The sequence below is a fragment of the Sulfitobacter sp. SK025 genome, from assembly GCF_003352105.1.
Classification (GTDB): Bacteria; Pseudomonadota; Alphaproteobacteria; order Rhodobacterales; family Rhodobacteraceae; genus Sulfitobacter; species Sulfitobacter pontiacus.
On the sequence record NZ_CP025808.1, the window covers coordinates 2,766,475 to 2,787,795 of the forward strand.

Annotated in this window: 25 protein-coding genes; 8 read left to right on the forward strand and 17 right to left on the reverse strand. The window is 62.0% G+C overall.

The window, feature by feature from the left end; genetic code table 11:
* Positions 1 to 15: 15 nt before the first annotated feature.
* Positions 16 to 738, forward strand: a complete 723-nt coding sequence (gene phbB, locus C1J04_RS13445) for an acetoacetyl-CoA reductase (protein WP_005849603.1) — start codon at positions 16 to 18, stop codon at positions 736 to 738.
* Between the two features lie 89 nt (positions 739 to 827).
* Here phbB and C1J04_RS13450 read toward each other — a convergent pair whose 3' ends face one another.
* The 3 genes from C1J04_RS13450 to C1J04_RS13460 form a co-directional block, all read right to left on the reverse strand.
* Positions 828 to 992, reverse strand: coding sequence for a YdcH family protein (locus tag C1J04_RS13450; protein ID WP_005849604.1), 165 nt, complete (start codon positions 990 to 992; stop codon positions 828 to 830).
* A gap of 112 nt (positions 993 to 1,104) precedes the next feature.
* Positions 1,105 to 1,854, reverse strand: a complete 750-nt coding sequence (locus C1J04_RS13455; RefSeq protein ID WP_009825220.1) for a tRNA1(Val) (adenine(37)-N6)-methyltransferase — start codon at positions 1,852 to 1,854, stop codon at positions 1,105 to 1,107.
* Between the two features lie 5 nt (positions 1,855 to 1,859).
* The gene (locus C1J04_RS13460; protein ID WP_009825221.1) at positions 1,860 to 2,081 is read right to left on the reverse strand and encodes a putative signal transducing protein; all 222 of its coding nucleotides are present in this window, start codon (positions 2,079 to 2,081) and stop codon (positions 1,860 to 1,862) included.
* Positions 2,082 to 2,140: 59 nt separating this feature from the next.
* Between C1J04_RS13460 and C1J04_RS13465 the strand changes: the two genes are divergently transcribed.
* Positions 2,141 to 3,139, forward strand: a complete 999-nt coding sequence (locus C1J04_RS13465; RefSeq protein WP_009825222.1) for a polyprenyl synthetase family protein — start codon at positions 2,141 to 2,143, stop codon at positions 3,137 to 3,139.
* A gap of 27 nt (positions 3,140 to 3,166) precedes the next feature.
* Here C1J04_RS13465 and C1J04_RS13470 read toward each other — a convergent pair whose 3' ends face one another.
* The 4 genes from C1J04_RS13470 to soxR all read right to left on the reverse strand — a co-directional run bounded on the left by C1J04_RS13470 (position 3,167) and on the right by soxR (position 8,212).
* Positions 3,167 to 4,024 carry a 4-(cytidine 5'-diphospho)-2-C-methyl-D-erythritol kinase gene (locus C1J04_RS13470; protein WP_009825223.1) on the reverse strand — a complete coding sequence of 286 codons (858 nt, stop codon included), beginning with the start codon at positions 4,022 to 4,024 and terminating at the stop codon, positions 3,167 to 3,169.
* Positions 4,021 to 5,739, reverse strand: coding sequence for a tetratricopeptide repeat protein (locus C1J04_RS13475; protein ID WP_009825224.1), 1,719 nt, complete (start codon positions 5,737 to 5,739; stop codon positions 4,021 to 4,023). The genes C1J04_RS13470 and C1J04_RS13475 overlap by 4 nt, the downstream gene beginning before the upstream one ends.
* Positions 5,740 to 5,957: 218 nt before the next feature.
* Positions 5,958 to 7,607, reverse strand: coding sequence for an electron transfer flavoprotein-ubiquinone oxidoreductase (locus tag C1J04_RS13480; protein WP_005849615.1), 1,650 nt, complete (start codon positions 7,605 to 7,607; stop codon positions 5,958 to 5,960).
* 152 nt (positions 7,608 to 7,759) lie between these two features.
* On the reverse strand, positions 7,760 to 8,212 hold the full coding sequence (gene soxR, locus C1J04_RS13485) for a redox-sensitive transcriptional activator SoxR (protein WP_009825225.1): 453 nt from the start codon (positions 8,210 to 8,212) through the stop codon (positions 7,760 to 7,762).
* 93 nt (positions 8,213 to 8,305) lie between these two features.
* Here soxR and C1J04_RS13490 point away from each other — a divergent pair, with 93 nt between their 5' ends.
* The 3 genes from C1J04_RS13490 (at position 8,306) to C1J04_RS13500 (ending at position 10,348) form a co-directional block, all read left to right on the forward strand.
* The gene (locus tag C1J04_RS13490; RefSeq protein WP_009825226.1) at positions 8,306 to 8,689 is read left to right on the forward strand and encodes a VOC family protein; all 384 of its coding nucleotides are present in this window, start codon (positions 8,306 to 8,308) and stop codon (positions 8,687 to 8,689) included.
* Between the two features lie 138 nt (positions 8,690 to 8,827).
* On the forward strand, positions 8,828 to 9,298 hold the full coding sequence (gene greA / locus C1J04_RS13495; protein WP_005849618.1) for a transcription elongation factor GreA: 471 nt from the start codon (positions 8,828 to 8,830) through the stop codon (positions 9,296 to 9,298).
* Positions 9,299 to 9,313: 15 nt separating this feature from the next.
* Positions 9,314 to 10,348 carry a hypothetical protein gene (locus C1J04_RS13500; protein ID WP_005849620.1) on the forward strand — a complete coding sequence of 345 codons (1,035 nt, stop codon included), beginning with the start codon at positions 9,314 to 9,316 and terminating at the stop codon, positions 10,346 to 10,348.
* Positions 10,349 to 10,351: 3 nt separating this feature from the next.
* Here C1J04_RS13500 and C1J04_RS13505 read toward each other — a convergent pair whose 3' ends face one another.
* From C1J04_RS13505 to C1J04_RS13520, 4 genes are read right to left on the reverse strand one after another with little or no spacing between them, the layout of a single operon-like run.
* Complete coding sequence (locus C1J04_RS13505; RefSeq protein WP_009825227.1) at positions 10,352 to 12,427, reverse strand: molybdopterin-binding protein; 2,076 nt, start codon at positions 12,425 to 12,427, stop codon at positions 10,352 to 10,354.
* Positions 12,424 to 12,915 (reverse strand): molybdopterin-guanine dinucleotide biosynthesis protein B, encoded by a 492-nt coding sequence (gene mobB, locus C1J04_RS13510; protein ID WP_009825228.1) that lies wholly within the window; start codon positions 12,913 to 12,915, stop codon positions 12,424 to 12,426. Before mobB ends, C1J04_RS13505 begins: the two co-directional genes overlap by 4 nt.
* The gene (mobA, locus tag C1J04_RS13515) at positions 12,912 to 13,514 is read right to left on the reverse strand and encodes a molybdenum cofactor guanylyltransferase MobA (protein ID WP_009825229.1); all 603 of its coding nucleotides are present in this window, start codon (positions 13,512 to 13,514) and stop codon (positions 12,912 to 12,914) included. The genes mobB and mobA overlap by 4 nt, the downstream gene beginning before the upstream one ends.
* A complete protein-coding gene (locus C1J04_RS13520; protein WP_009825230.1) occupies positions 13,511 to 14,398 on the reverse strand; it encodes a formate dehydrogenase accessory sulfurtransferase FdhD in 888 nt (295 codons plus the stop codon). Before C1J04_RS13520 ends, mobA begins: the two co-directional genes overlap by 4 nt.
* 48 nt (positions 14,399 to 14,446) lie before the next feature.
* Here C1J04_RS13520 and C1J04_RS13525 point away from each other — a divergent pair, with 48 nt between their 5' ends.
* A complete protein-coding gene (locus tag C1J04_RS13525; RefSeq protein WP_005849629.1) occupies positions 14,447 to 15,181 on the forward strand; it encodes an AzlC family ABC transporter permease in 735 nt (244 codons plus the stop codon).
* The gene (locus tag C1J04_RS13530) at positions 15,181 to 15,513 is read left to right on the forward strand and encodes an AzlD domain-containing protein (RefSeq protein WP_009825231.1); all 333 of its coding nucleotides are present in this window, start codon (positions 15,181 to 15,183) and stop codon (positions 15,511 to 15,513) included. Before C1J04_RS13525 ends, C1J04_RS13530 begins: the two co-directional genes overlap by 1 nt.
* Here C1J04_RS13530 and C1J04_RS13535 read toward each other — a convergent pair.
* From C1J04_RS13535 to C1J04_RS13555, 5 genes are all read right to left on the reverse strand, one after another.
* Positions 15,502 to 16,104, reverse strand: a complete 603-nt coding sequence (locus C1J04_RS13535) for a hypothetical protein (RefSeq protein ID WP_037953876.1) — start codon at positions 16,102 to 16,104, stop codon at positions 15,502 to 15,504. The two genes, C1J04_RS13530 and C1J04_RS13535, sit on opposite strands and share 12 nt — an antisense overlap.
* 31 nt (positions 16,105 to 16,135) lie before the next feature.
* Complete coding sequence (locus C1J04_RS13540; RefSeq protein ID WP_009825233.1) at positions 16,136 to 16,270, reverse strand: aa3-type cytochrome c oxidase subunit IV; 135 nt, start codon at positions 16,268 to 16,270, stop codon at positions 16,136 to 16,138.
* Positions 16,271 to 16,359: 89 nt separating this feature from the next.
* Positions 16,360 to 16,845 carry a DUF6173 family protein gene (locus C1J04_RS13545; RefSeq protein WP_009825234.1) on the reverse strand — a complete coding sequence of 162 codons (486 nt, stop codon included), beginning with the start codon at positions 16,843 to 16,845 and terminating at the stop codon, positions 16,360 to 16,362.
* A 3-nt stretch (positions 16,846 to 16,848) separates the two neighbouring features.
* Positions 16,849 to 17,898 (reverse strand): MBL fold metallo-hydrolase, encoded by a 1,050-nt coding sequence (locus tag C1J04_RS13550; protein ID WP_009825235.1) that lies wholly within the window; start codon positions 17,896 to 17,898, stop codon positions 16,849 to 16,851.
* Positions 17,898 to 19,613, reverse strand: coding sequence for an acyl-CoA dehydrogenase (locus tag C1J04_RS13555; protein WP_009825236.1), 1,716 nt, complete (start codon positions 19,611 to 19,613; stop codon positions 17,898 to 17,900). Before C1J04_RS13555 ends, C1J04_RS13550 begins: the two co-directional genes overlap by 1 nt.
* A 152-nt stretch (positions 19,614 to 19,765) precedes the next feature.
* Between C1J04_RS13555 and C1J04_RS13560 the strand changes: the two genes are divergently transcribed.
* Positions 19,766 to 20,710 (forward strand): L-threonylcarbamoyladenylate synthase, encoded by a 945-nt coding sequence (locus C1J04_RS13560; protein WP_009825237.1) that lies wholly within the window; start codon positions 19,766 to 19,768, stop codon positions 20,708 to 20,710.
* 27 nt (positions 20,711 to 20,737) lie between these two features.
* On the opposite strand, the gene C1J04_RS13565 is transcribed toward C1J04_RS13560, so the two are convergent.
* On the reverse strand, positions 20,738 to 21,319 hold the full coding sequence (locus C1J04_RS13565) for a YqgE/AlgH family protein (protein ID WP_009825238.1): 582 nt from the start codon (positions 21,317 to 21,319) through the stop codon (positions 20,738 to 20,740).
* Between the last annotated feature and the right edge of the window lie 2 nt (positions 21,320 to 21,321).

The window sequence follows — 21,321 nt, forward strand, 5'->3', positions numbered from 1 at the left end:
TAAGGGGAGAGATTTATGTCACGTGTTGCACTTGTAACAGGGGGAAGCCGCGGGATCGGGGCGGCTATTTCCACAGCTTTGAAAGACGCAGGATACACCGTCGCGGCAACATATGCCGGGAACGACGAGGCAGCCGCGCAGTTTACAGAAACCACGGGCATCAAAACCTACAAGTGGAACGTCGCCGACTATGACGATTCCAAGGCCGGGATTGCCAAAGTCGAAGAAGATTTAGGCCCGATCGACGTGGTCGTAGCGAACGCAGGTATCACCCGCGACGCACCTTTCCACAAGATGACGCCCGACCAGTGGAACGAAGTGGTTGGCACCAATTTGACGGGTGTTTTCAATACGATCCACCCGGTTTGGCCTGGCATGCGCGAACGAAAATTCGGTCGCATCGTCGTCATCAGCTCTATCAACGGGCAGAAAGGTCAGTTCGCCCAGGTGAACTATGCCGCGACCAAAGCAGGCGATCTGGGCATTGTGAAATCACTCGCTCAGGAAGGCGCGCGTGCCAATATTACCGCGAATGCGATCTGCCCCGGCTATATCGCGACGGATATGGTGATGGCGGTGCCTGAGAAGGTGCGCGACTCTATCGTGGCGCAAATCCCGACCGGCCGCTTGGGCGAACCCGAAGAAATCGCCCGCGCGGTTGTATTCCTAGTCAGTGATGATGCGGGTTTTATCAACGGGTCCACGATCACCGCGAATGGTGCACAGCATCTGGTCTAAACAGCCGACATGAACGCAAAAGGCCAGCGCATTTCGCGCTGGCCTTTTTGTCGGCGGCCCAATGGGCACGCCAACGGAATTGTAATCTATCAGGCGGAAAGCCGGGTAATTTCCTCTTTCAAGCGCAGCTTTTCCTTTTTCATATTCGCAACCTTTAGCCCGTCCATACTCGGCGATCGTTGGGCCTGTTCTACAGCGTCACTCATTGCCAAATGCTTCCGTTTCAGAGCATCCAGATGTGCGTCAAAAGCCATGTAACTCTCCTTAGGTTATGTTGCGTAGAATGATTGAAGCACGAAATATTCCACCTGTCACGCGGCAGCGCAGCAAAACTATCGACAAGTTGAGATATCGGCGAGAGGCTGCTTAGAATGGCAGCGCTGCGCCCTCGCGCAGGACCGCTCGTATTTCGGGCACATAGCTGTCGCCGTCGCTTAAATGTTGTGCACCTTCGTGCATGATAAGGGGCGCGTTCAAGCGAAACGCCCCCCGCCCGCTTTTGCGCGCACGCAGGATGACCAGTTCAGCCATGCGACCGATGCGCGGTGCGATCGGCAGCACCTCTATGCTGCCCATATCATGGGGTAGCGCGCGGATCAGATCGGGCAGGCGTTCCGCCCGATGGATAAAATGCGCCTGTCCTTTCGGGGCAAGGCGTTTGGCCGCGATCTTGACCCAGGTTTCCAACGGGGTCGCTTCACCCAAGGCGGTTTCGCGACCGCTGTTGGTCGCCGCGACAGAGGCATGCCGATCAAAATACGGCGGGTTGGCAAGAACGTGGTCAAATTGTCGCTGCCGCAGGGCCAGCGGCATGGCATCAATGTCGGCCTCGACAACTTCAAATGCTGGATTATTGCGCCGTGCAAGCGCGGCATAGGCAGGCTGGATCTCGACCCCTGTCAGCTGCAAGCCCGGCACCCGCGCGCCCAGACAAAGCGACGCCGCCCCTACCCCGCAGCCCAGCTCTAGCACGCGCTGACCGGCCTGCGCCGGAACCGTTGCAGCCAATAAAACAGGGTCGACGCCCGCACGGTAGCCTTTACGCGGCTGCCACAAATGCAGCTTGCCGCCCAGAAACGCATCCCGCGTGAGCGCGTCGGGGTCAAAGACGTCCACAGCGGTTATTTGGGCAACCCGGTGGGGATGTCATTGTCGCGCAACACCCGCGTGGCGGCGGAGTGATCGTCGTCGTGCACCATCAAGCGGCGGGGAAAAATGCCGATCCCGCCTTCAAGCACGCTCATGTTTACGTCCAGCGGAAAGCAGTCTATATCCTCGCCCTGAAGAAGGGCGCTGGCAAAGGCGATTATTGTCGGATCGGTTGTGCGCAAAAGTTCCTTCATAACAGAGATGTAAGGGCAATCGACGTTGATTGTCGAGCCTTCCAATTAAGGTCGTGTAAATGACGAGCGAAAACACCCAGAAACCACATGACCGGATGGCGGCCTATCTCAACGCGGATATGACCGCGGTGAACGATCTGATCCGCGACCGCATGGCGTCAGAACATGCGCCGCGCATCCCCGAGGTCACGGCCCATCTGGTAGAGGCAGGCGGCAAGCGGCTGCGCCCGATGCTAACCCTCGCTGCGGCGCGTCTGTGCGGCTATGACGGCCCCTACCACGTGCACCTTGCCGCAACGGTCGAATTCATTCACACCGCGACCCTTCTGCACGACGATGTGGTCGATGAAAGCGCGCAGCGTCGCGGGCGACCTACGGCCAACTTGCTGTGGGACAACAAATCTTCGGTGCTGGTGGGCGATTACCTTTTCGCGCGCAGCTTCCAGCTGATGACCGAGACGAATAACATGCGCGTGCTGGCGATCCTTGCCAATGCCTCCGCCACGATTGCAGAGGGCGAGGTGCTGCAACTGACCGCCGCGCAGAATCTGGCCACGGATGAAGGCATCTACCTACAGGTCGTGCGCGGGAAGACGGCGGCGTTGTTTTCGGCAGCGACGCAGGTGGGCGGGGTGATTGCCGCGGCCCCTGACGCACAGGTTCAGGCCCTGTTTGACTATGGTGATGCCTTGGGGATCGCGTTCCAGATTGTCGACGATCTGCTGGACTACCAAGGCGACCCGAATGCCACCGGCAAGAACATCGGTGACGACTTCCGCGAGCGTAAGCTGACCCTGCCCGTGATCAAGGCGATCGCCAAAGGCGACGCGACCGAACGTGCCTTCTGGACCCGCACCATCGAGAAGGGCAAGCAGGAAGACGGCGATCTTGAACACGCTCTGTCGCTGCTGAATGCACATGGCACTCTGGATGAAACCAAGGCAGAGGCGCTGGCATGGGCGGAACAGGCCAAGACTGCGCTGAACACCCTGCCGGATCACGAGCTGACGCAGATGCTGCGCGATCTGGCCGATTACGTCGTCGCGCGTATTAGCTAACCGTCACGCCACTGGGGCGTGCCGAAGCTACCCCAGCATCGGTGCGGCGGTGACCCACCAGTCGGGCTGTGCCGCGGCAATACGTGTGACGGCGCGCTGCGCCAGTGCCTCGGTCTCGTAAAGGCCAAAGCAGGTCGCACCAGAGCCCGACATACGCGCCAGCAGCGCGTCCTGTAGGCTGCCCAGACACTCTGCCACCTCTGGCACCACCTGGATCGCCGGTGCCTCCAGGTCGTTGCGCTGCGTGGCCAGCCAGGCGGCGAACGCAGGCGCGCTGGTGAATGCGGGCAGCTCTTTGGGCATGGGCGCGTTGGCGCGGGACTCGAGCCTTGAGAAGACCTCGGGCGTGGCGGCGGATTTATTCGGGTTGATCAGCACCAGCCAGCAGGGCGGCAGCTTGGGCGCGGGCGTCAATCGCTCGCCGATCCCCTCCATCCGCTGGGGGGTGTCATGCAGGCAAACCGGAACATCGGCACCCAGTCGCGCCACATCCTCGGGCACCGGCAGCCCCCAATGCGCCGAGAGCAAGCGCAGCGCCGTGGCGGCATCCGCCGACCCTCCGCCGATCCCTGCCGCGGCGGGGAGGTTTTTCGTCAGATGCAACCGCGCCCCCCTGCCCGCGCCCGCGTCCAGCAGCCTTGCCGCACGCACCACGAGGTTGCGGTCATCATGGGGGGCGGCACCGCCATAGGGACCATCGATAAACAGCTCAAGCTGGTCAGAGGGAGATACCGCGATCCGGTCGCCCACGCCGGCGCGCACCACAAGACTATCCAGCAGATGGTAGCCATCGCTGCGCTGCCCCGTGACATGCAGGGTCAGGTTCACCTTGGCCCAGGCGAAACCCGCGTTGGCAACCCCGAGGGCAGCGGCTTGGGTCGTCATTTCTCGGCAGTGGCTTTGCTGAGCGGTTCGGCCCCTTCTTCGGCCAATACCGCGTCCAGCCCCACCTCGAGCTTGCGGCGCATGCGGTCGGGATCCGCCTCGCTGTCTTTGTCTTCGGGATCCACAAACGATAGCGCCCGACGCCATTGGAATTCAGCCTCGCGTTGACGGCCAACGGACCAGTAAACGTCGCCCAAGTGGTCGTTGACCACCGGATCAACGGCGACCAGCTCAACGGCCCGCTCCATCTGGTCGACGGCCTCTTCGTAGCGGCCCAAACGGTACAAGACCCAGCCCAGTGAATCGACGATATAGCCTGATTCAGGGCTCGCCGCGACGGCGCGTTCGATCATGTTCAACGCTTCGTCCAGATTGCGCCCCTGTTCCACCAGCGAATAGCCGAGGTAGTTCAGCACCTGAGGCTGATCGGGGTTGATCTTGAGAGCGGCGCGAAAATCGCGTTCGGATGCCTCGCCATTGCCAGAGCGTTCTTCGGCAATGCCGCGGGCGTAGTACAGCACCCAGCGTTGCGGATTGCTGTCGGGTGTCAGCTCTATCGCGCGGTCATAGGATTTGATTGCGGCCTTGAAGTTGTCCTGCGCCCGCAACGCATCACCCAAGGCGGAATGGACCGATGGCAATGTGCCGTGGCTGCGGGTCAACTGTTGCAGAACCTCGATCGCCTGTTCCGGCTTGTTCGACCGTCGCAGCGCCGCCGCACGCCCGAGTTCGGCTGCGTGATAGGCGGGGTTGTCGGCGGGTACGTCCTGCAGCTCCTCGATCGCAAGCTCGTACTGGCCGATGTTTTCCAGCAGATCCGCGGTCAGCAACAGGTCGTCGATATGATCGGGGCGCAGGTAACGCGCGATGCGCGAATAAAGCAGCACATAGTAGTCACCGGCACTTTCATTGCGCAACACGGCGGCGAAGGTAAAGAAGACTTCGGCAATGCCTGCCTTGGCATCGGGGATCTGGGTAAAGGCGACCTGCCCGTCCCCCTGCAAGGCGGCGACCAAGCCGTCAAGTTCGGGGTCGCTGCTGGCCCCGAAACTATCGGTCAGCAGCGCAAGCGCCTGTTCATTTCGCCCGAGCTGGCCAAGGATTTCCGCCCGCGCGATCACACCGCGCCGTGTCTGCCCTGCCGATCCCGCCTGGTTCGAGGCAAAGATCGCCTCCGCTCCTTCGTAGTCGCCGACCGACGCCAGTGCCAAAGCCTTGTGATACAGCACGAACCCCTGCATGCCGGCTTCTTTGCTCAGATTGTCGAACTGCGTGATGGCGGCGGTCATGTCGCCCACGCCCACATGCGCCCAAGCCTTGACCAGACCGTCCACCCAAGGGCCGATCCCGCCCTCGTCTGCGGATTGTTCGATCAGGCCCGCATAGTTTTCTTCCTGCGCCATGCCAGCGGTTGTCACCAGATAGGCGATCTGCCCGGGCTGGTCCGACGCGGCCATGATGCGCGCCAAAGGCAGGGCGCGGTCGATATCCCCCAGCGAGAGCAACGCCAGAACCGTGCTTTCAAGGAATTCGGGGTTCTTGGGATCAAGCGCCAGCGCCTCGCCATAATACTTGGCAGATTCCGCAAAATCACTGCGCACCGCAGCATGCCGACCGGCAAGATAGGCCCCCGCCGCCGATTGCGCCTGTACGGGCATTGCAACGGCTCCGGTCAGCGCCAAAACGCTTGCGGTCAACAGAAGGTTACGGATCATACTGGCACGCCTCATTTGTATTTGCGCGCAAGGCTAACAGGTTCACGACCAAGCGCAATGCCGCCTATCCAAAGGGACATCCCGCTTATCCTCTATCGGCGGAACCTTGCATGAAAAAAGGCGCGCCGCAGCACGCCTTTGATCGATTTCATCTAGTAAGTGATGCTTACACGTTAGGCCCGCAAGCGACGCTTACATATTAGGCCCGTAAGCAACGCTTACATATTAGGATAGTTCGGGCCATCCCCACCCTGCGGCGTGGTCCAGACGATATTCTGCGTCGGATCCTTGATGTCGCAGGTCTTGCAGTGCACGCAGTTCTGGAAGTTGATGACAAAGCGCGGGTCCTTGCCGTCTTCCTCGACGAATTCATACACGCCGGCAGGGCAATACCGCGCCGAGGGGCCAGCGTACTCCGGCAGGTTGATGTTCACCGGCACCGACGGATCCTTCAGCGTCAAATGCGCGGGCTGGCTTTCGTCGTGGTTGGTGAATGAAAACGCCACGTTGGTCAGACGGTCAAAGCTGAGCTTGCCATCGGGCTTGGGGTAGTCGATCTTCTTGTGCTTGTCGGCCTTTTCGGTCGCTTCGGCATCGGATTTACCATGCCCCAGCGTCCCCAGCAGCGAGAAGCCGAAGGTATTGGTCCACATGTCGAACCCACCCACGGCGAGCGAGGTCACAAGGCCGTACTTGCTCCACAACGGTTTGACGTTGCGCACTTTTTTCAGATCTTTGCCGATCTCGCCGCTGCGGACATCTTCCTCGTAGGCGGTCAGCTCGTCACCGGCGCGGCCCGCCTGGATCGCGTCATAGGCCGCTTCGGCGGCAGCTTTGCCCGACAGCATCGCATTGTGGTTGCCCTTGATGCGCGGCACGTTGACCATGCCCACCGAACAGCCCAGCAACGCCACACCGGGTGCGACCATCTTGGGCATCGACTGGTAGCCGCCTTCGGTGATGGCGCGTGCGCCGTAGGCCACGCGCTTGCCGCCTTTAAGCAGCTCAGCAACCATCGGGTGGTGCTTGAAGCGCTGGAATTCCATGTAGGGGAAGACATGCGGGTTCTTGTAGCCAAGGTGGACCACGAAACCGACGTACACCTGGTTGTTTTCGATGTGATAGATGAACGACCCGCCACCCGCGTTGCTGTTCAAAGGCCAGCCCATCGTGTGGGTCACGGTGCCCTCTTTGTGCTTGGCGGGGTCGATCTCCCAGATTTCTTTCATGCCAAGGCCGTATTTCTGCGGCTCTTTTCCGGCGTCCAGATCGTATTTCGCAATCACCTGCTTGGACAGGCTGCCGCGCACGCCTTCGGACAGGAAGACGTATTTGCCGTGCAGTTCCATGCCGGGCTCATAGCCGTCGCCCTTGGTGCCATCGGCGCTGATGCCGAATTCACCGGCCACAACGCCTTTGATCTCACCATTGTCGCCATAGACAAGCTCGGAGCACGCCATACCTGGGAAAATCTCTACCCCCAGCTCTTCGGCCTGTTCTGCCATCCAGCGGCAGACATTGGCCATGGAAACGATGTAGTTCCCGTGGTTGTTCATCAGCGGCGGCATGGGGAAGTTCGGCACCCGGATTTTACCCGCCTCGCCCAGCATGTAAAAGTTGTCTTCCTCGACCTTGGTCTTGATCGGCGCGCCTTTTTCTTTCCAGTCGGGCATCAGGGCGTCCAGACCGATCGGGTCCAAAACCGCCCCCGACAGGATATGCGCCCCCACCTCAGAGCCCTTTTCCAGCACGACCACATTGCAGTCGGCGTCGAGTTGTTTCAGACGGATCGCGGCGGACAGACCGGCAGGGCCCGCACCGACGATAACGACGTCATATTCCATTGCTTCGCGTTCAACTTCGGCCATTTGGGGCTCCTCTTCGGGCAGAAAACGGTTTGGATTTCGCTAAACCAGCACGGTCGCTATTGCAATCGCAACACAGCGTAAATTAGCGCACCCACGACAGTTTGCATCTTAAATGTTGCAGGTGCAGCAATATTGTTTCGCATCGCAAAATGCTAGCTGCGCGGATCTCCCATCAGATAGCGCGGCCCCTGCCCTTTCTCCCCCGCGCGGTCTTGGGGGTTATAAAGCGCACAGGCCTGTAGGCTCAGGCAGCCGCATCCGATACACTCATCTAGGTCGTCACGCAGGCGGGTCAACGTCGCGATCCGGTCGTCCAACGTTGTACGAAACGCCTGGCTGATACGCGCCCAGTCCTCTTTGGTGGGGGTGCGCCCATCTGGCAGGCGATCCAGCTCTTGCTTGATCTGCGGCAAGGTAAAGCCGAATTGCTGCGCGATCATCACAAAGCTCAGCCGCCGCAGATCGGCACGCTCGAACCGCCGCTGCCCGCCGTTGTTGCGCCACGGTTTGATCAACCCTTGCGCCTCGTAATAGCGGATGGCGGACACCGCCAAGCCTGTGCGCCGCGCCAAAGCGCCAATCGACAACCCGTCATTCACCGCCATAGACATTCCCCGAAATAATCCTTGACCTAAAGTTAGGTTTAAAAATTACACACCATAGGGTCAACGTCAGAAACACGAAAGGAAGACCCGACAATGCCAGCACAATTGGAACATGCAAACATCACCGTAACCGACCCGCAAGCCACTGCCGCCTGGATGGCGCAGATCTTTGGCTGGCGTATCCGCTGGCAAGGCGATGCGATAGCGGGCGGACATACTATTCACATCGGAACTGACAGCTCATACGTGGCGCTTTACACACCGGAAAAGACGCCGGCCACGGGCACCAGCAGCTATGACACCACCGGCGCGCTGAACCATATCGGGGTGACCGTCGATGATCTGGACGCCGCCGAAACCTTGGTCAAAGCGCAGGGCTTCACGCCGGTGAACCACGCCGATTACGAGCCCGGGCGGCGCTTCTATTTTCGGGATCACGACGGTGTCGAATACGAGCTGGTCCAATACGATGACTAAACGCGGATTGCCGCGGACGGGCTGACTCTGCTCTTGCAATCGCGGGGCAGTTTGGGTCAGGTAAGGATCAATTCAAATCGGTTGCACCCTCGGACGACAGTTCGGGGGCTGTGACCCTCATTGCGTGGACGCCCCCTGATGGAAAAAATCCCCATGACCCGCGCCGGTCACACGGCTTTGGAAACCGAACTCAAGCATCTGAAGTCGGTTGAACGCCCTGCCATCATCAAAGCCATCGCCGAAGCCCGCGAACACGGTGACCTGTCCGAGAACGCCGAATACCATTCCGCCAAGGAAAAGCAGTCCTTCATCGAAGGCCGCATCAAAGAACTTGAAGGCGTGATCTCCCTTGCGGATGTGATTGACCCGGCCAAGATGTCCGGCGCGATCAAGTTCGGCGCGACCGTGACCCTCGTGGACGAGGACACCGACGAAGAGAAGACCTACCAGATCGTTGGTGAATACGAGGCCAACATCGAAAAAGGCCTGCTGAACATCAAATCCCCTATCGCCCGCGCCCTGATCGGCAAGGAAGAAGGCGACAGCGTCGAGGTGCGGACACCCGGGGGGGACAAATCCTATGAGGTTCTCAAAATCGTCTACGCATAAGCCGGGGACAAAGAGATGACCGACAAACCGCAGCTGACACCGAACGCGCCGCGCCAATCCGCGCGGTCGACCCCCTTTGGCGTCTATTCGCGCCCGAACGACGGCGGGATCTCGAACATTGAACTCATCGCCGCAGCGCTAAGCGCTGTGTGGTTGCTGGGGTCCGCGATCTTTTTCCTGATGCTGCCGTCGGATCAGCAACCCGATACGGGCGGCGCCGGCTTGCGGTTCCTGATGACGATGCTGGCGATCTTCATGCCCGTTGGCATGATCTGGGTCGCCGCCACAGCGGCCCGCGCCAGCCGCGTCATGCGCGAGGAAAGCAAACGCTTGCAGGCCGCGATCGACGCGATCCGGCAGGCGTATATCGCGCAACAGCAAGGGCAGAACCTTGGCGCAGACGCGACCGTCGCGCGCAAGCTGGATGAAATCGCCGCCGCCGCCCGCAAGACCGAAAGCACGCTGGCCACCTTCCAAAGCCGCCGCGACGCCAGCACCCGACTTGCGCCTCTCAAGCCTGCGGTGGTCGATGACCAGCCCGCGCTGGCGCTTGGCACCTCGGCCGCGGATATGACCCCACCGCTGTCACATGAAGATTTCATTCGCGCGCTGAATTTCCCCGAAACCGCCGAGGATACCGAAGGCTTTTCGGCGCTGCGCAAGGCGTTGAAAGACCGCAATGCGTCCCAGCTGGTGCAGGCCTCGCAGGACGTGCTGACACTGCTCAGTCAGGACGGTATCTATATGGATGACCTGCGCCCCGACCGTGCACGCCCCGAAATCTGGCGCCAATTCGCCCAAGGGGCCCGGGGCCGTCCGATCGCTGCTTTGGGCGGTATCCGCGACCGGTCCTCGCTGGCGCTGACCAGTGCCCGCATGAAGCAAGACCCGATCTTCCGCGATGCCGCGCATCACTTCCTGCGCCGTTTCGACCGCGCCTTTGCCGCCTTTGAGGCCGAGGCCTCTGACGCCGATATCTCGGCACTGACCGACACGCGCACCGTGCGGGCCTTCATGTTGCTGGGCCGCGTGGCGGGGACGTTCGACTAGCGGTCAGGTGATCCCGAAAGACCCATAGGGAATATAGCGCACCAGATCGCCCGGCTGGATGTCGGCCGCGGCGTCCGGGAGTTCCACCAATCCTTCGGCCCAAGCCAGCCCGCTGATCCGCCCCGACCCTTCAGAGGCAAAGACCTGCACCCGCCCCTCGCGCATCCGCGCGCGTAGATACTCGCGCCGCCCCGGTTTCTTGCGTTTGCTGAAATCTGCGGGCACGTCGAACCCCTGGGGTTCGGGCCAGTCCTGCCCCGCCAGCCGCGCCAACGCAGGGCGCGCGAAAATCAGGGTGCAGACCATAGCCGCCACGGGGTTGCCCGGCAGCCCAAAAACCGGCGCGCCTTGCCACATGCCAAGCGCTAAGGGCCGCCCCGGTTTGACCGCGATGCGCCACAGGTCAAGCGCCCCTGCCTCGGACAAAAGGGCCGATACGTGGTCTTCATCCCCCGCCGACGCGCCACCGCTGGTCAGGATCGCGTCAACACGGCCCCGCGTCTCATCCAGCCGCCTGCGCAAAGCTGCGCGGTCGTCACCCACATGCCCCAGATCCACGCCCTGATGGCCGAACTGCGATACTAACCCCAGCAACATCGGGCGGTTCGCATCGAAGATCTGCCCATCGACCGCGGTCCGACCGGCCTCGACGATCTCGTCCCCTGTCGATAGCACGCCAACGCGCAACGGCCGATGGGTCGACACAGACGCCGTCCCCGTGGCCGCGAGCAAGGCGATATCCGCCGCTGTAATCCGTCGTCCTGCGCGCAGTGTCACTTCACCCGCTGTCACATCCTCCCCCGCTTTGCGGGTATTCGCACCTTGTTTCACCGGACCGTTAAACCGCAGGGTGCGCCCGTCGATGGTCACGTCTTCTTGCAACACCACGGTATCGACGCCTTCGGGCAGCGCGGCCCCTGTCAGCACGCGGATCGCCTGCCCCTCGGCAAGCGCCCCCGGCGCGTCGCCTGCCGCCGCGCGTCCCTCGGCCAGCGGCATCGCATGGGCACCGGCCTCGCGCCCGCCGGCAAAGCCATAGCCATCAACAGCCGTATTTGGCAGCGGCGGATTGGCGCGGCGTGCCAGCGCGTCCGCAGCGGCGATGCGCCCCAAGGTGGCAGCCAAAGGCACGTCTTCGACAGGGGTCACCGGATGCAGCCGTGCCCGCAACTGCGCCAGCGCCTCGTCCACCGGCGTCCAATGCACGCCCGGCGGCAGGGCAAAACAGTCGTTGCGCAGCGGTGGCGGGGCCTTGAGCAGATGTTCGAACCCCAGACCGAACATCCAACCCTCCTCCGCTGCCTCGACATCCAGCATCTGCGCCAGATCGGCGGCGGGGACGGCGGCCAGCTGCCGTGCAAGCTCCTGCACCTGCCACGCATCCTTGATCATGTTGTCAGGGGCTGGCCCCACGGTGAGCGACGGCCATATCTCGGCAAAGACCACCTGCACATCCGGCTTTTCAAACGGCCAGACCGCGACATGATCGGCAAAACGAGCACGCAGGCGTGACAGCACAGGCAGCCCCATGACCACCTGCGATCCGACAGCCCCTGCCCCGGCCATTTGCCAGCAGGTGAAACTGCCCTTGGCACGCTGTTCCCCCGCGCGCTTGTCGGAAAACGGGTTGGCGTAGCCCGCCTTGGTGCGCGGAAGCCCTGCGATATCGCGGTTGGGCAGGCCGTTGGCCCAGAAAGGGCCGCTGCCATCGCCCAGACCCAGATTGATCTCTGCCACCAGATCGAAACGGTTGTTACGGTCTGGCGCGTCTTCGACCCGCGCCTCGAACCACTCCCACAGGGCGAAGGGATCTTCGCTGCCCGTCAGGGCCTCGGCAAAACCGCTAGGGTAGGCAAAGGGGAAATCGAAGCCCACGAACAGGCGACGATCCTGCGCCAGCTCTGCTTCGATCAGCGCGGCGATCCACGCCTCTGCCTCGGACCGGTTGCGCAGATAGACAGGCGGGTCCGAGATGCCCCCCCGCGACACCCCCGCCCAAATCGCATCTTTGCGCGGGGTTGGTCCGGTGTCATTACCGCCGGACCAATCGACCACAACAAACGTGTCGAAATGGCTCACAAGCCCACCTCGGCCAGAATGAAATCGGCGATGGAGCTGGTGTCATTCAGATCGAATACGGGGCGATCCAGAGTCATGGGAGTGTCGCTGGCAATCGCCTTGATCGTCGGATCCTCCGGCGCGATCAGCGCATTACCGGTTTCGGCCCGATGCGCTTCGACCTTGGCGTGACCGTCGCGTTTGTAGCCTTCGACCAGCACCAGATCGACGGGCGCAAGCTTGGCCAGCAGCGCGTCGAGCGTCGGTTCATCCTCGCCGTGCAGCTCATGCATCAGGGCAAAGCGGTTGCGCGAAGCCAACAGCACCTCGCGCGCGCCTGCGACACGGTGGCGGTGGCTGTCTTTGCCCGGATGATCCACGTCAAAACTGTGGTGCGCATGTTTCACGGTAGACACTGAAAACCCGCGGCCCGTGATTTCGGTCACGAGGCGTTCCATCAGCCCCGTTTTGCCTGCGTTTTTCCAGCCGACAACGCCGTAAACTCTCATATCATCTCCTGTGCGCGGGCCAAATCTTGGGGGGTGTTGATGTTAAAGAACGCGTCCTCATGGGGGAACAGCGCTTCGCGCCCCTCATGCGTTTGGGTCCACATCACGACCTTGCGCAGCCCCCCTTGCAAGGCGGCGCGCAGATCGTCGCGTAAGGCCACGGGCCAGAGGCCAAAGGTCGGATGCCGCGCGGTTCCGCGTTTGGCATCCGGCGTGGCGGCCAGCACCAGCGGATGGGTCATCCCCTCGCTTGCCAGCAACAGCTGCGGCACCAGATCACCGGGGAAGAACGGCGTGTCTGCTGCCGCCGTGACGATGGTATCCGCGCCCTGTTCAGCCGCCCAATCCAGCCCGGCCAGCACGCCCGCAAGAGGACCGGCGAACCCGTCGATACTATCGGGCAACACCGGCAGCTTCAGCCCCGCAAACCGCGCGGGATCACCATTGGCATTCAACGCGACGCGATCCACCTGCGGGGTCAGCCGTTCAATCACATGACCCAGCACGCTTTGACCGCCAAGCTGCAACAGCCCCTTGTCGCCGCCGCCCATCCGCGTCGCCTGCCCGCCGGCAAGGATCACCCCAAGTGGCTGTTTCATGCGCTGCCCTTTCGCCCAGATCGTTTCGGTTCATCCGCGATTCCGTCGGGGTCCGCGTCACGGATCAACCGGTCCTCGCCCGCCAGACACATAAAGCGTTTGCCCTTCATCCGGCCGATCAGCGTCAGCCCGACCTGCTGCGCGATCTCTACCCCCCAGGCGGTAAAGCCGGAGCGCGAGACCAGCGCGGGGATGCCCATCATCGCGGTCTTGATCACCATCTCGGACGTCAGTCGCCCCGTGGTATAGAGAATCTTATCCTCGGCCGAGACTTTCTCAGAAAGCATCCAGCCCGCGATCTTGTCGACCGCGTTGTGGCGACCCACGTCTTCCATATAGACCAGCGGGCGATTGCCCTGACACAGCACCGTGCCGTGAATCGCCCCCGCCTCTAGGTACAGGCTCGGCGTGCGGTTGATCTGCGCGCTAAGGTCATACAGCCACGAAGTCCGCAGCGGGGCCGTGGGCAGAGACACATCCTCCAGCCCCTCCATCATATCGCCGAAAACCGTACCGACCGCACAGCCGGAGGTACGGGTCTTTTTGCGCATCTTGTCTTCGTAATCGGTTTTGCGGGCGGTGCGGACCACGACGACCTCAAGCTCTTCGTCGTAGTCGACGCTGGTGATATCCTCACCGTCGCGCAGCATGCCCTGATTGCGCAAGAACCCAAGCGCGAGGTATTCGGGGTAATCGCCGATCGTCATCGCGGTGACGATTTCCTGCGCATTCAGATATATCGTCAGCGGGCGTTCTTCGACCACATTGATGGTTGTTTGCGCGCCTGTGTGATCCCGCCCGGTCACGGCACGGGTCAGCCGCGCCAAACCCGGTTGCGGTGCGATCAAATAAGCATCGGTGTCTGTCTTGACGGACAATTGCATCCCCCCAAAGCGGCAGTTAAGCATGTCCCGGCAATCTAGGGGGAACGCATGGCCATCACCACCACGAAATCGGCCTTTCGAAAAGGTCTTGCCGACGCCGCACCCTTTGTTCTGGTGATCATCCCCTTTGCGTCGCTGTTTGGCATCCTCGCCACCGAGGCGGGATTGAACGTATTCGAAACGCTCGCCTTTTCGGTTGTGGTCATTGCGGGGGCAGCACAGTTCACCGCGTTGCAACTGATGCAGGAACATGCCCCGACGGCGATCGTGCTGGCCTCTGCGCTGGCGGTGAACCTGCGGATGGCGATGTATTCCGCGTCGCTGACCCCTTACATCGGCTCCGCCCCGCTGTGGCAGCGCGCGCTGGCGGCCTATCTGACGGTCGATCAATCCTATGTCTGCGCGATGGCGCAGTACGAGAAGCAGCCCGATATGACGATCCCGCAGCGGATGGCGTATTTCTTTGGCTGTGTGACCCCGATTGTGCCGCTGTGGTATTTGTTCACGCTGGTGGGAGCGATGGTGGGCGCGCAGATCCCCGAAAGCTGGGCGCTGGACTTTGCGCTGCCGATCACCTTTCTGGCCATGATCGCGCCGATGTTCCGCACGCCGGCCCATGTGGTCGCGGCGCTGGTCGCCTCTGTCGCGGGGCTGCTAACGGCGGGTGTGCCCTATTCGCTGGGGCTGATCATCGCGGGGCTTGCGGGGATGATGGCCGGTGCGCAGACAGAGCTTTGGCTGGAACGGCGCCAGCCCCAACACCCTGAACAGGATGCGGTATAATGGATCATATCAACACCGGCACACTTTGGTTCGTGATCATCGCGCTTGGCATCGGCAGTTTCGGGCTGCGCTTTGTCTTTACCGGATTGGTTGGCGACCGCGAGATGCCCGCATGGCTGCTGCGGCACCTGCGCTATACGGCAGTGGCGATCCTGCCCGCGTTGGTGGCTCCGCAGGTGATTTGGCCCGCAGCCACGGACGGGCAGCTTGATCTGCCGCGCATGGCGGCAGCGGCTGCGGCCCTGACAATCGGGGTGATCACCAAAAACGTGCTGCTCGCCATTATCAGCGGTGCAGCCACGCTTTACAGTCTGCTTTGGTTACTGGGCTAGAAGCGACGCCTGCACCGCGTCGATCACATCGCCTTCGTCATTCTCGTAGTATTTTGTCGTCGTGACACCGGGCAAGCTGGCGAACTGTTCGCTGAGCTTGGCCGGATAGAAGGTCTTGGAGATGCTTTCGAACCCCTGCACCTGCGACAGAATGCCCGAGGTCGCATTGGCGCAGAACGCCCCTGCTACCGTGCCGTTCGACATCACAAGCTGCAAAATCTGTTCCGCCTGCGCGTCCGTCACCTGAAGTTCCTGACTGACAACATGGTAGGTGCTGCGTGCGTGCGAGGATTTGTAGCCTTGAATCCACTTGGGCGTCATACCGTAAAGCACGTCGCCGCGTTCGATCACGCGCGGATCGCGGAAGGAACCGGCGGGGTCAAAGATCACCTGCTGCGAGCCATTGACCACCAGCGCCGTATGGCCGCCGCTGCCGGTGCGGTTGTTGATCATCGTCATCAACGTGATGGATCGCGGCCCCGGCGCCACATAGGCGGCCGCCGCGACTTCTGCCGGTGTGTTATCAATCCCGGTATCATTCGCACAGGCCGCAAGCAGCCAGACGCAGGCCAAAGCCATCCAAACACGCATAGAAATATCCTGTCGGTTAGGTTTGCCCGCCTTAGCGCGCGAAGATCGCCATAAAGACCAGAATGGCAATAATCACGATGCTCGACCATTTGACGAAGTTCATGAAGCTGTCAAAAGTCTTCTCGTGCGTGCTGGTGTCCATCGAGCCGTGTTCATGTTTGGCCATTTGCGCGATCCTTGTCTTAACGTGCGTATGATTTGAACTGGGGAATACTGTATTCATCTGCCTATGTCACGGCATCAAAATGCGCGGGATCAGGTGTTTTCGCCTGTCTGTGCCAGCTCTTGCGTCTCGAGGTCTTCTGCAAGGCGGAAACCGATACGATTCGCGGGGGCTTCCTGCACCGCTTTGGGCAGCGCACGCAGGGCGACATTCAACTGGGTGACATGCTGCACCAGCTGCATCCGTGCCCCGGCGTTGTCCTTGCCATAAAAGGTCACGATGTCCGGATCGAAATAGCCCATACCCTCGATCCGCAGCACACCGGCGTCACCGCCTGCGAACCCCATCGCGACCTCGTGATCGCCATCCAGCTGCTCTTCGAAATTTCTAAGGTAAAGCACGACCCGCTCGTAGGCCCATTGCGCCGGTGATTTCTGCGCGGCGGGCTTTTGGGTCATCCCCTTGGGCACCGGCTGGTCAGAGGCATTGCGTCTGTCGGGGTCCGAATGCACCTCGTAGAGGCGCGGCAGCGCGTCGGCCTCGATCGCTTCGGCCGCTGTCTTGATCTCGTTATCCATCGGTCAGCCCTTTGATTGATACACCCAAGCCCCGTCCAGCGCCCGCAAGCTGCGTGTGGCACGGCCCGTTTGGTAAAGATGGCTGAGATGGGCGACCGCTTCAACCAGCGCCAGACCGTATTCGCCTTCGCCGATGTTGCGCTTGAACAGGGTCGAGAAACATTCAGACGCCGATTTCGGCTCTGCAATCGCCTTTTCCAGACGGCGCAGGGCGCTGTGGTGATTCTCTATCAACTGGCGCATGCGGGTGGGCAGACCGGTGAAGGGCAGCTTGTGCCCGCCAAGCACCAGATGATCCTCGCGCGCCAGCAACGACAGACGGTCACAGGCCTCGATCCATTCGCCAATGGGGTCGGCCATGGGTTCGGTGGCATAGACCCCGACGTTAGGGCTGATGGACGACAGGATCTGATCGCCTGCAATCACCAGATTGTCATCACGGCTCCAGAAGGTGGCGTGTTCGGGGGCGTGCCCATTGCCCATATGCACGTCAAACACGCGTCCCCCGATGGTGATCTCGTCGCCCTGTTTGATCCGCGTAAAGCCAAGCGGCAGAGGCGAGACGATGTCGGCAAAGTTGAATGGCCGCTCGGAGGCGCGTTTGTCGTACAGCGCGGCATCCATCCCCGACAGTTTGTAGAAAGCCAAAGTCTCGGCTGGCGGTGCCTCTTGCGGGTCGAGGGTCAGCATTCGCGCGGTCAACCACGCGGTGCGCGTCGTCACCAGCTCTGCCCCGTGTTCGGTCTGGAACCAGCCCGCCAACCCGATGTGATCGGGGTGGTGGTGGGTCACGATCACCCGCGACACCGGCTTGCCGCCCAAGGGCCCCGCGATCAGGTCCGTCCACAGCGCCTTGGACTTTTTCGACGCGAAACCCGTGTCGATGATCGTCCAGCTGTCGCCTTCGTCAAAGGCATAGACGTTGACGTGATCCAGCTTCATCGGCAGCGGCAGACGCAGCCAAAGCACGCCGGGCGCGACCTCTATCGCGGCATCATGGGCGGGCGGCGTCTCCCAGGGGAAACGCAAACCGGTGGGCGCGGTATCAGGCATCAGGCGGCCAGTTCGTCAGCGGAAAGCGCGAAAAGATCAGCCTCACCCGCTTGGGCATGGGCCAGCAGACCAACGTGTTCCGGCAACAGACGCAGGATGTAGAACCGCGCCAGCTTTTCGCGTGGCCCACCCTTGTCGGCCAGCGCCGCCTTGAGGTGCATATGCGCGCCAAGCACCCGTGCAAAGGCCCGCAGGTATGGCACCGCTCCGGCAAAGCGCGTGTCCATGTTCGATTGCTCGGTCAGCCAGTCGGTCGCCTCGCGCAGGGTTTCCGAGGCTTGCCACAGGGCGTCCGTCATATTCGGAAAAACGTCGCGGGCGGCTTCGGCGTCTGCCTCGATCTCGTCCAGCAAACGGTTCGCGGCCTCGCCTCCGTCCATCATCTTGCGCGCGACCAGATCCATCGCCTGAATGCCATTGGTGCCTTCGTAAATCGCGGTCACCCGCACGTCGCGGCTGTACTGCGCGGCACCGGTTTCTTCGATAAAGCCCATGCCACCGTGGACCTGAACGCCCATCTCAGCGACGGCCATGCCGGTGTCAGTGCCAAAAGCCTTGGCGATCGGGGTCAGGAAGGCCGCACGGGCTTTCCATTCGGCCTGACCGGTGGCGTTTGTCATGTCGATGGCCTTGGCACAGCACAGCGCGATGGCGCGGGCGGCAAAGGTTTCGGCCTTCATCGTCATCAGCATGCGGCGCACATCGGCGTGGTCCACGATGGTGCCGGTGCCGTCAGGGCGCGATGTCTTGCCCTGTTTACGGTCCAGCGCATAGGCCAGCGCGTGCTGATAGGCCGCCTCGGCGATGCCGATGCCCTGCCCGCCAACGCCAAGCCGCGCGTTGTTCATCATCGTGAACATCGCCGCCATGCCGCCTTGCTCGGGCCCGACCAGCCAGCCGGTCGCCTTGTCGTATTGCATCACGCATGTCGGAGACCCATGGATCCCCAGCTTGTGTTCCAGACTGACGACGTTCAGCGTATTGGCATTCCCAAGGCTGCCGTCCTCGTTAGGCAGGTATTTCGGCACGAGGAACAGGCTGATACCTTTGGTGCCCGCAGGCGCACCGGGCAGACGCGCCAGAACAAGGTGGCAGATGTTGCCGCCAAAGTCGTTGTCGCCCCAGGTGATATAGACCTTCTGACCCGAGATCGCATAGGTGCCGTCGCCATTGTCTTCGGCCTTGGTCGCCAGCGCCCCCACATCCGACCCCGCTTGCGGTTCGGTCAGGTTCATCGTGCCGGTCCATTCGCCGCTGATCAGCTTGGGCAGGTACAACTCCTTGATCGCGTCGCTGGCGTGATGCTCAAGCGCTTCGATCTGGCCCTGGCTCATCAAGGGGGCAAGTTGCAGGGACAGGCAGGCGCCGCTCATCATTTCGTTGACGGCGGTCGTCAGGGTCATGGGCAGGCCCATGCCGCCGAATTCGGGGTCGGCCGACATGCCGATCCAGCCACCTTCGGCCACGGCCTTGAACCCGTCCGCGAAACCGGGCGAGGTACGCACGACGCCGTTCTCAAGCTTGGCAGGGGTCTGGTCGCCGGCGCGTTGCAGCGGGGCCAGAACGTCATTGGTCATCTTACCCGCCTCTTCGAGGATCGCGCGGGTGACGTCTTCGCTGGCGTCCTCGAAGCGTTCGGTCTGACGCACAGCGTCCAACCCTACGACATGATCAAACAGAAAGGCAAAATCTTCGACAGGGGCGCGATAGGGCATAGTTTTCCTCCATTAACGCGTTCGTCTGCTTGGCAAACCGAACAGCGACCTGATAAGCCCAAGGCGATACTCCGGGCTGTTGCGGCGAGAATGTCGCTCAAGCCTGCACACCGCAACCCAAAACGCGGCGTCATCCCCCGTGAGAGAAGCCAATGACCGAGATTCTTCCAGCCGACCCTTCCGGTATTTCCCGCGCCGCCACCCTGCTGCAGCAAGGCGCATTGGTCGCGCTACCGACTGAAACGGTTTATGGTCTGGGGGCGGATGCGCGCAACGGGACGGCGGTGGCTGGCATCTACGAAGCCAAGGGGCGGCCCAGCTTCAACCCGCTGATCATCCATGTAGCCGATGTGGACCAAGCCCGGCGCTACGGCCGCTGGTCCGACACCGCCGAGATTTTGGCAAGCGCCTTCTGGCCCGGTCCGATGACACTCGTGCTGCCTCTGGCCGACGGGCACGGGCTCTCTTCTCTGGTGACGGCAGGGCTGGACAGCGTCGGCATCCGCGTGCCCGCGCACCCCACGGCCCGCGCCATTCTACGTGCGCTTGGCGGTCCGGTGGCGGCCCCCTCGGCCAACCCCTCGGGCAAGATCAGCGCCACGACGGCGCAACATGTTCTGTCGGGGCTGGAAGGGCGGATCGCCGCTGTGGTTGATGACGGCCCCTGCACCGTGGGTCTGGAAAGCACCATCATCGGCCTGAACCAGCCCCGCCCGACGTTGTTGCGCGCAGGCGGGCTGCCGTCCGAGGCGATAGAGGCCGCTCTTGGCGCACCGCTGGATGTGGCCGACGGGGCAGAGATTATCGCCCCCGGTCAGCTCGCCTCTCACTACGCGCCCCATGCCCGCGTGCGTCTGAACGCCCAAGCGGCGACGGATGACGAGGTTTACCTTGGCTTTGGCGCGGCAAGCGGGAGCGGGCCGGATGACCTGACCCTATCAGCCAGTGGCGATCTGGTGGAAGCGGCAGCGCATCTGTTTGACCGGCTGCACGCGCTTGACCGGCTGCGAAAGCCGATTGCGGTGGCCCCGATCCCTGAAACCGGTCTGGGCCGTGCCATCAATGACCGATTGCGCCGTGCGGCGGCACCGCGTTAGGGCTTTTGCCCCGCAGATCCTCGCAATTCAGGCGCGCCCTGCTGTCGCGCTGAGCCCCAGAGGGTCCACCCCGATAGAGGTCAGCGCCGCTTCCCATTTACGCGCATCGGGCAAGTCGAAGAGAATAGCGCTATCGCCTTGGCAGGTCAGCCAGCCGTTCTGGGCAATCTCTGCCTCTAGCTGGCCCGCGGCCCAACCGGCATAGCCCAGCATCAACATCGCCCGACGCGGCCCCTTGCCGCGGGCGATGTCTTCGAGGATGTCCAGCGTCGCGGTCATCGCCACCCCGTCCGCGATATCCGTCGTCTGCATTACGGACCGGTATTCGGCGCTGTGCAGGACAAAGCCGCGCTCTGTCTCGACGGGGCCACCCACATGCACCCCCAGTCCGGAAACATCGTCCATGTCCACATCGCCGAGGCGGTCAAGCACATCGCCAAGCTTCAGATCAGCGGCGAGCTTATTGACGATCAACCCCATCGCGCCTTCGTCATCATGCGAGCAGATAAAGATCACCGAATGATCAAACCGAGGATCCCCCATGCCGGGCATCGCCACCAAAAGCTGGCCGGTCAGATCCATTTTCATGCTGTCGTCCTTATGCGTCATCG

Excerpts from the sequence above, each read along its gene's own strand:
- C1J04_RS13465 (WP_009825222.1), top strand. The coding sequence starts at position 2,141 with ATGACGAGCGAAAACACCCAGAAACCACATGACCGGATGGCGGCCTAT.
- C1J04_RS13525 (WP_005849629.1), top strand. The coding sequence starts at position 14,447 with ATGGCCATCACCACCACGAAATCGGCCTTTCGAAAAGGTCTTGCCGAC.
- C1J04_RS13480 (WP_005849615.1), bottom strand. The coding sequence starts at position 7,607 with ATGGCCGAAGTTGAACGCGAAGCAATGGAATATGACGTCGTTATCGTC.
- C1J04_RS13520 (WP_009825230.1), bottom strand. The coding sequence starts at position 14,398 with ATGCAATTGTCCGTCAAGACAGACACCGATGCTTATTTGATCGCACCG.
- mobB (WP_009825228.1), bottom strand. The coding sequence starts at position 12,915 with ATGAGAGTTTACGGCGTTGTCGGCTGGAAAAACGCAGGCAAAACGGGG.
- C1J04_RS13470 (WP_009825223.1), bottom strand. The coding sequence starts at position 4,024 with ATGACGACCCAAGCCGCTGCCCTCGGGGTTGCCAACGCGGGTTTCGCC.
- C1J04_RS13540 (WP_009825233.1), bottom strand. The coding sequence starts at position 16,270 with ATGGCCAAACATGAACACGGCTCGATGGACACCAGCACGCACGAGAAG.
- C1J04_RS13475 (WP_009825224.1), bottom strand. The coding sequence starts at position 5,739 with ATGATCCGTAACCTTCTGTTGACCGCAAGCGTTTTGGCGCTGACCGGA.
- greA (WP_005849618.1), top strand. The coding sequence starts at position 8,828 with ATGGAAAAAATCCCCATGACCCGCGCCGGTCACACGGCTTTGGAAACC.
- C1J04_RS13545 (WP_009825234.1), bottom strand. The coding sequence starts at position 16,845 with ATGGATAACGAGATCAAGACAGCGGCCGAAGCGATCGAGGCCGACGCG.
- C1J04_RS13560 (WP_009825237.1), top strand. The coding sequence starts at position 19,766 with ATGACCGAGATTCTTCCAGCCGACCCTTCCGGTATTTCCCGCGCCGCC.
- C1J04_RS13565 (WP_009825238.1), bottom strand. The coding sequence starts at position 21,319 with ATGACGCATAAGGACGACAGCATGAAAATGGATCTGACCGGCCAGCTT.
- C1J04_RS13535 (WP_037953876.1), bottom strand. The coding sequence starts at position 16,104 with ATGCGTGTTTGGATGGCTTTGGCCTGCGTCTGGCTGCTTGCGGCCTGT.
- mobA (WP_009825229.1), bottom strand. The coding sequence starts at position 13,514 with ATGAAACAGCCACTTGGGGTGATCCTTGCCGGCGGGCAGGCGACGCGG.
- C1J04_RS13550 (WP_009825235.1), bottom strand. The coding sequence starts at position 17,898 with ATGCCTGATACCGCGCCCACCGGTTTGCGTTTCCCCTGGGAGACGCCG.
- C1J04_RS13450 (WP_005849604.1), bottom strand. The coding sequence starts at position 992 with ATGGCTTTTGACGCACATCTGGATGCTCTGAAACGGAAGCATTTGGCA.
- C1J04_RS13460 (WP_009825221.1), bottom strand. The coding sequence starts at position 2,081 with ATGAAGGAACTTTTGCGCACAACCGATCCGACAATAATCGCCTTTGCC.
- C1J04_RS13555 (WP_009825236.1), bottom strand. The coding sequence starts at position 19,613 with ATGCCCTATCGCGCCCCTGTCGAAGATTTTGCCTTTCTGTTTGATCAT.
- soxR (WP_009825225.1), bottom strand. The coding sequence starts at position 8,212 with ATGGCGGTGAATGACGGGTTGTCGATTGGCGCTTTGGCGCGGCGCACA.
- C1J04_RS13530 (WP_009825231.1), top strand. The coding sequence starts at position 15,181 with ATGGATCATATCAACACCGGCACACTTTGGTTCGTGATCATCGCGCTT.
- phbB (WP_005849603.1), top strand. The coding sequence starts at position 16 with ATGTCACGTGTTGCACTTGTAACAGGGGGAAGCCGCGGGATCGGGGCG.
- C1J04_RS13490 (WP_009825226.1), top strand. The coding sequence starts at position 8,306 with ATGCCAGCACAATTGGAACATGCAAACATCACCGTAACCGACCCGCAA.
- C1J04_RS13500 (WP_005849620.1), top strand. The coding sequence starts at position 9,314 with ATGACCGACAAACCGCAGCTGACACCGAACGCGCCGCGCCAATCCGCG.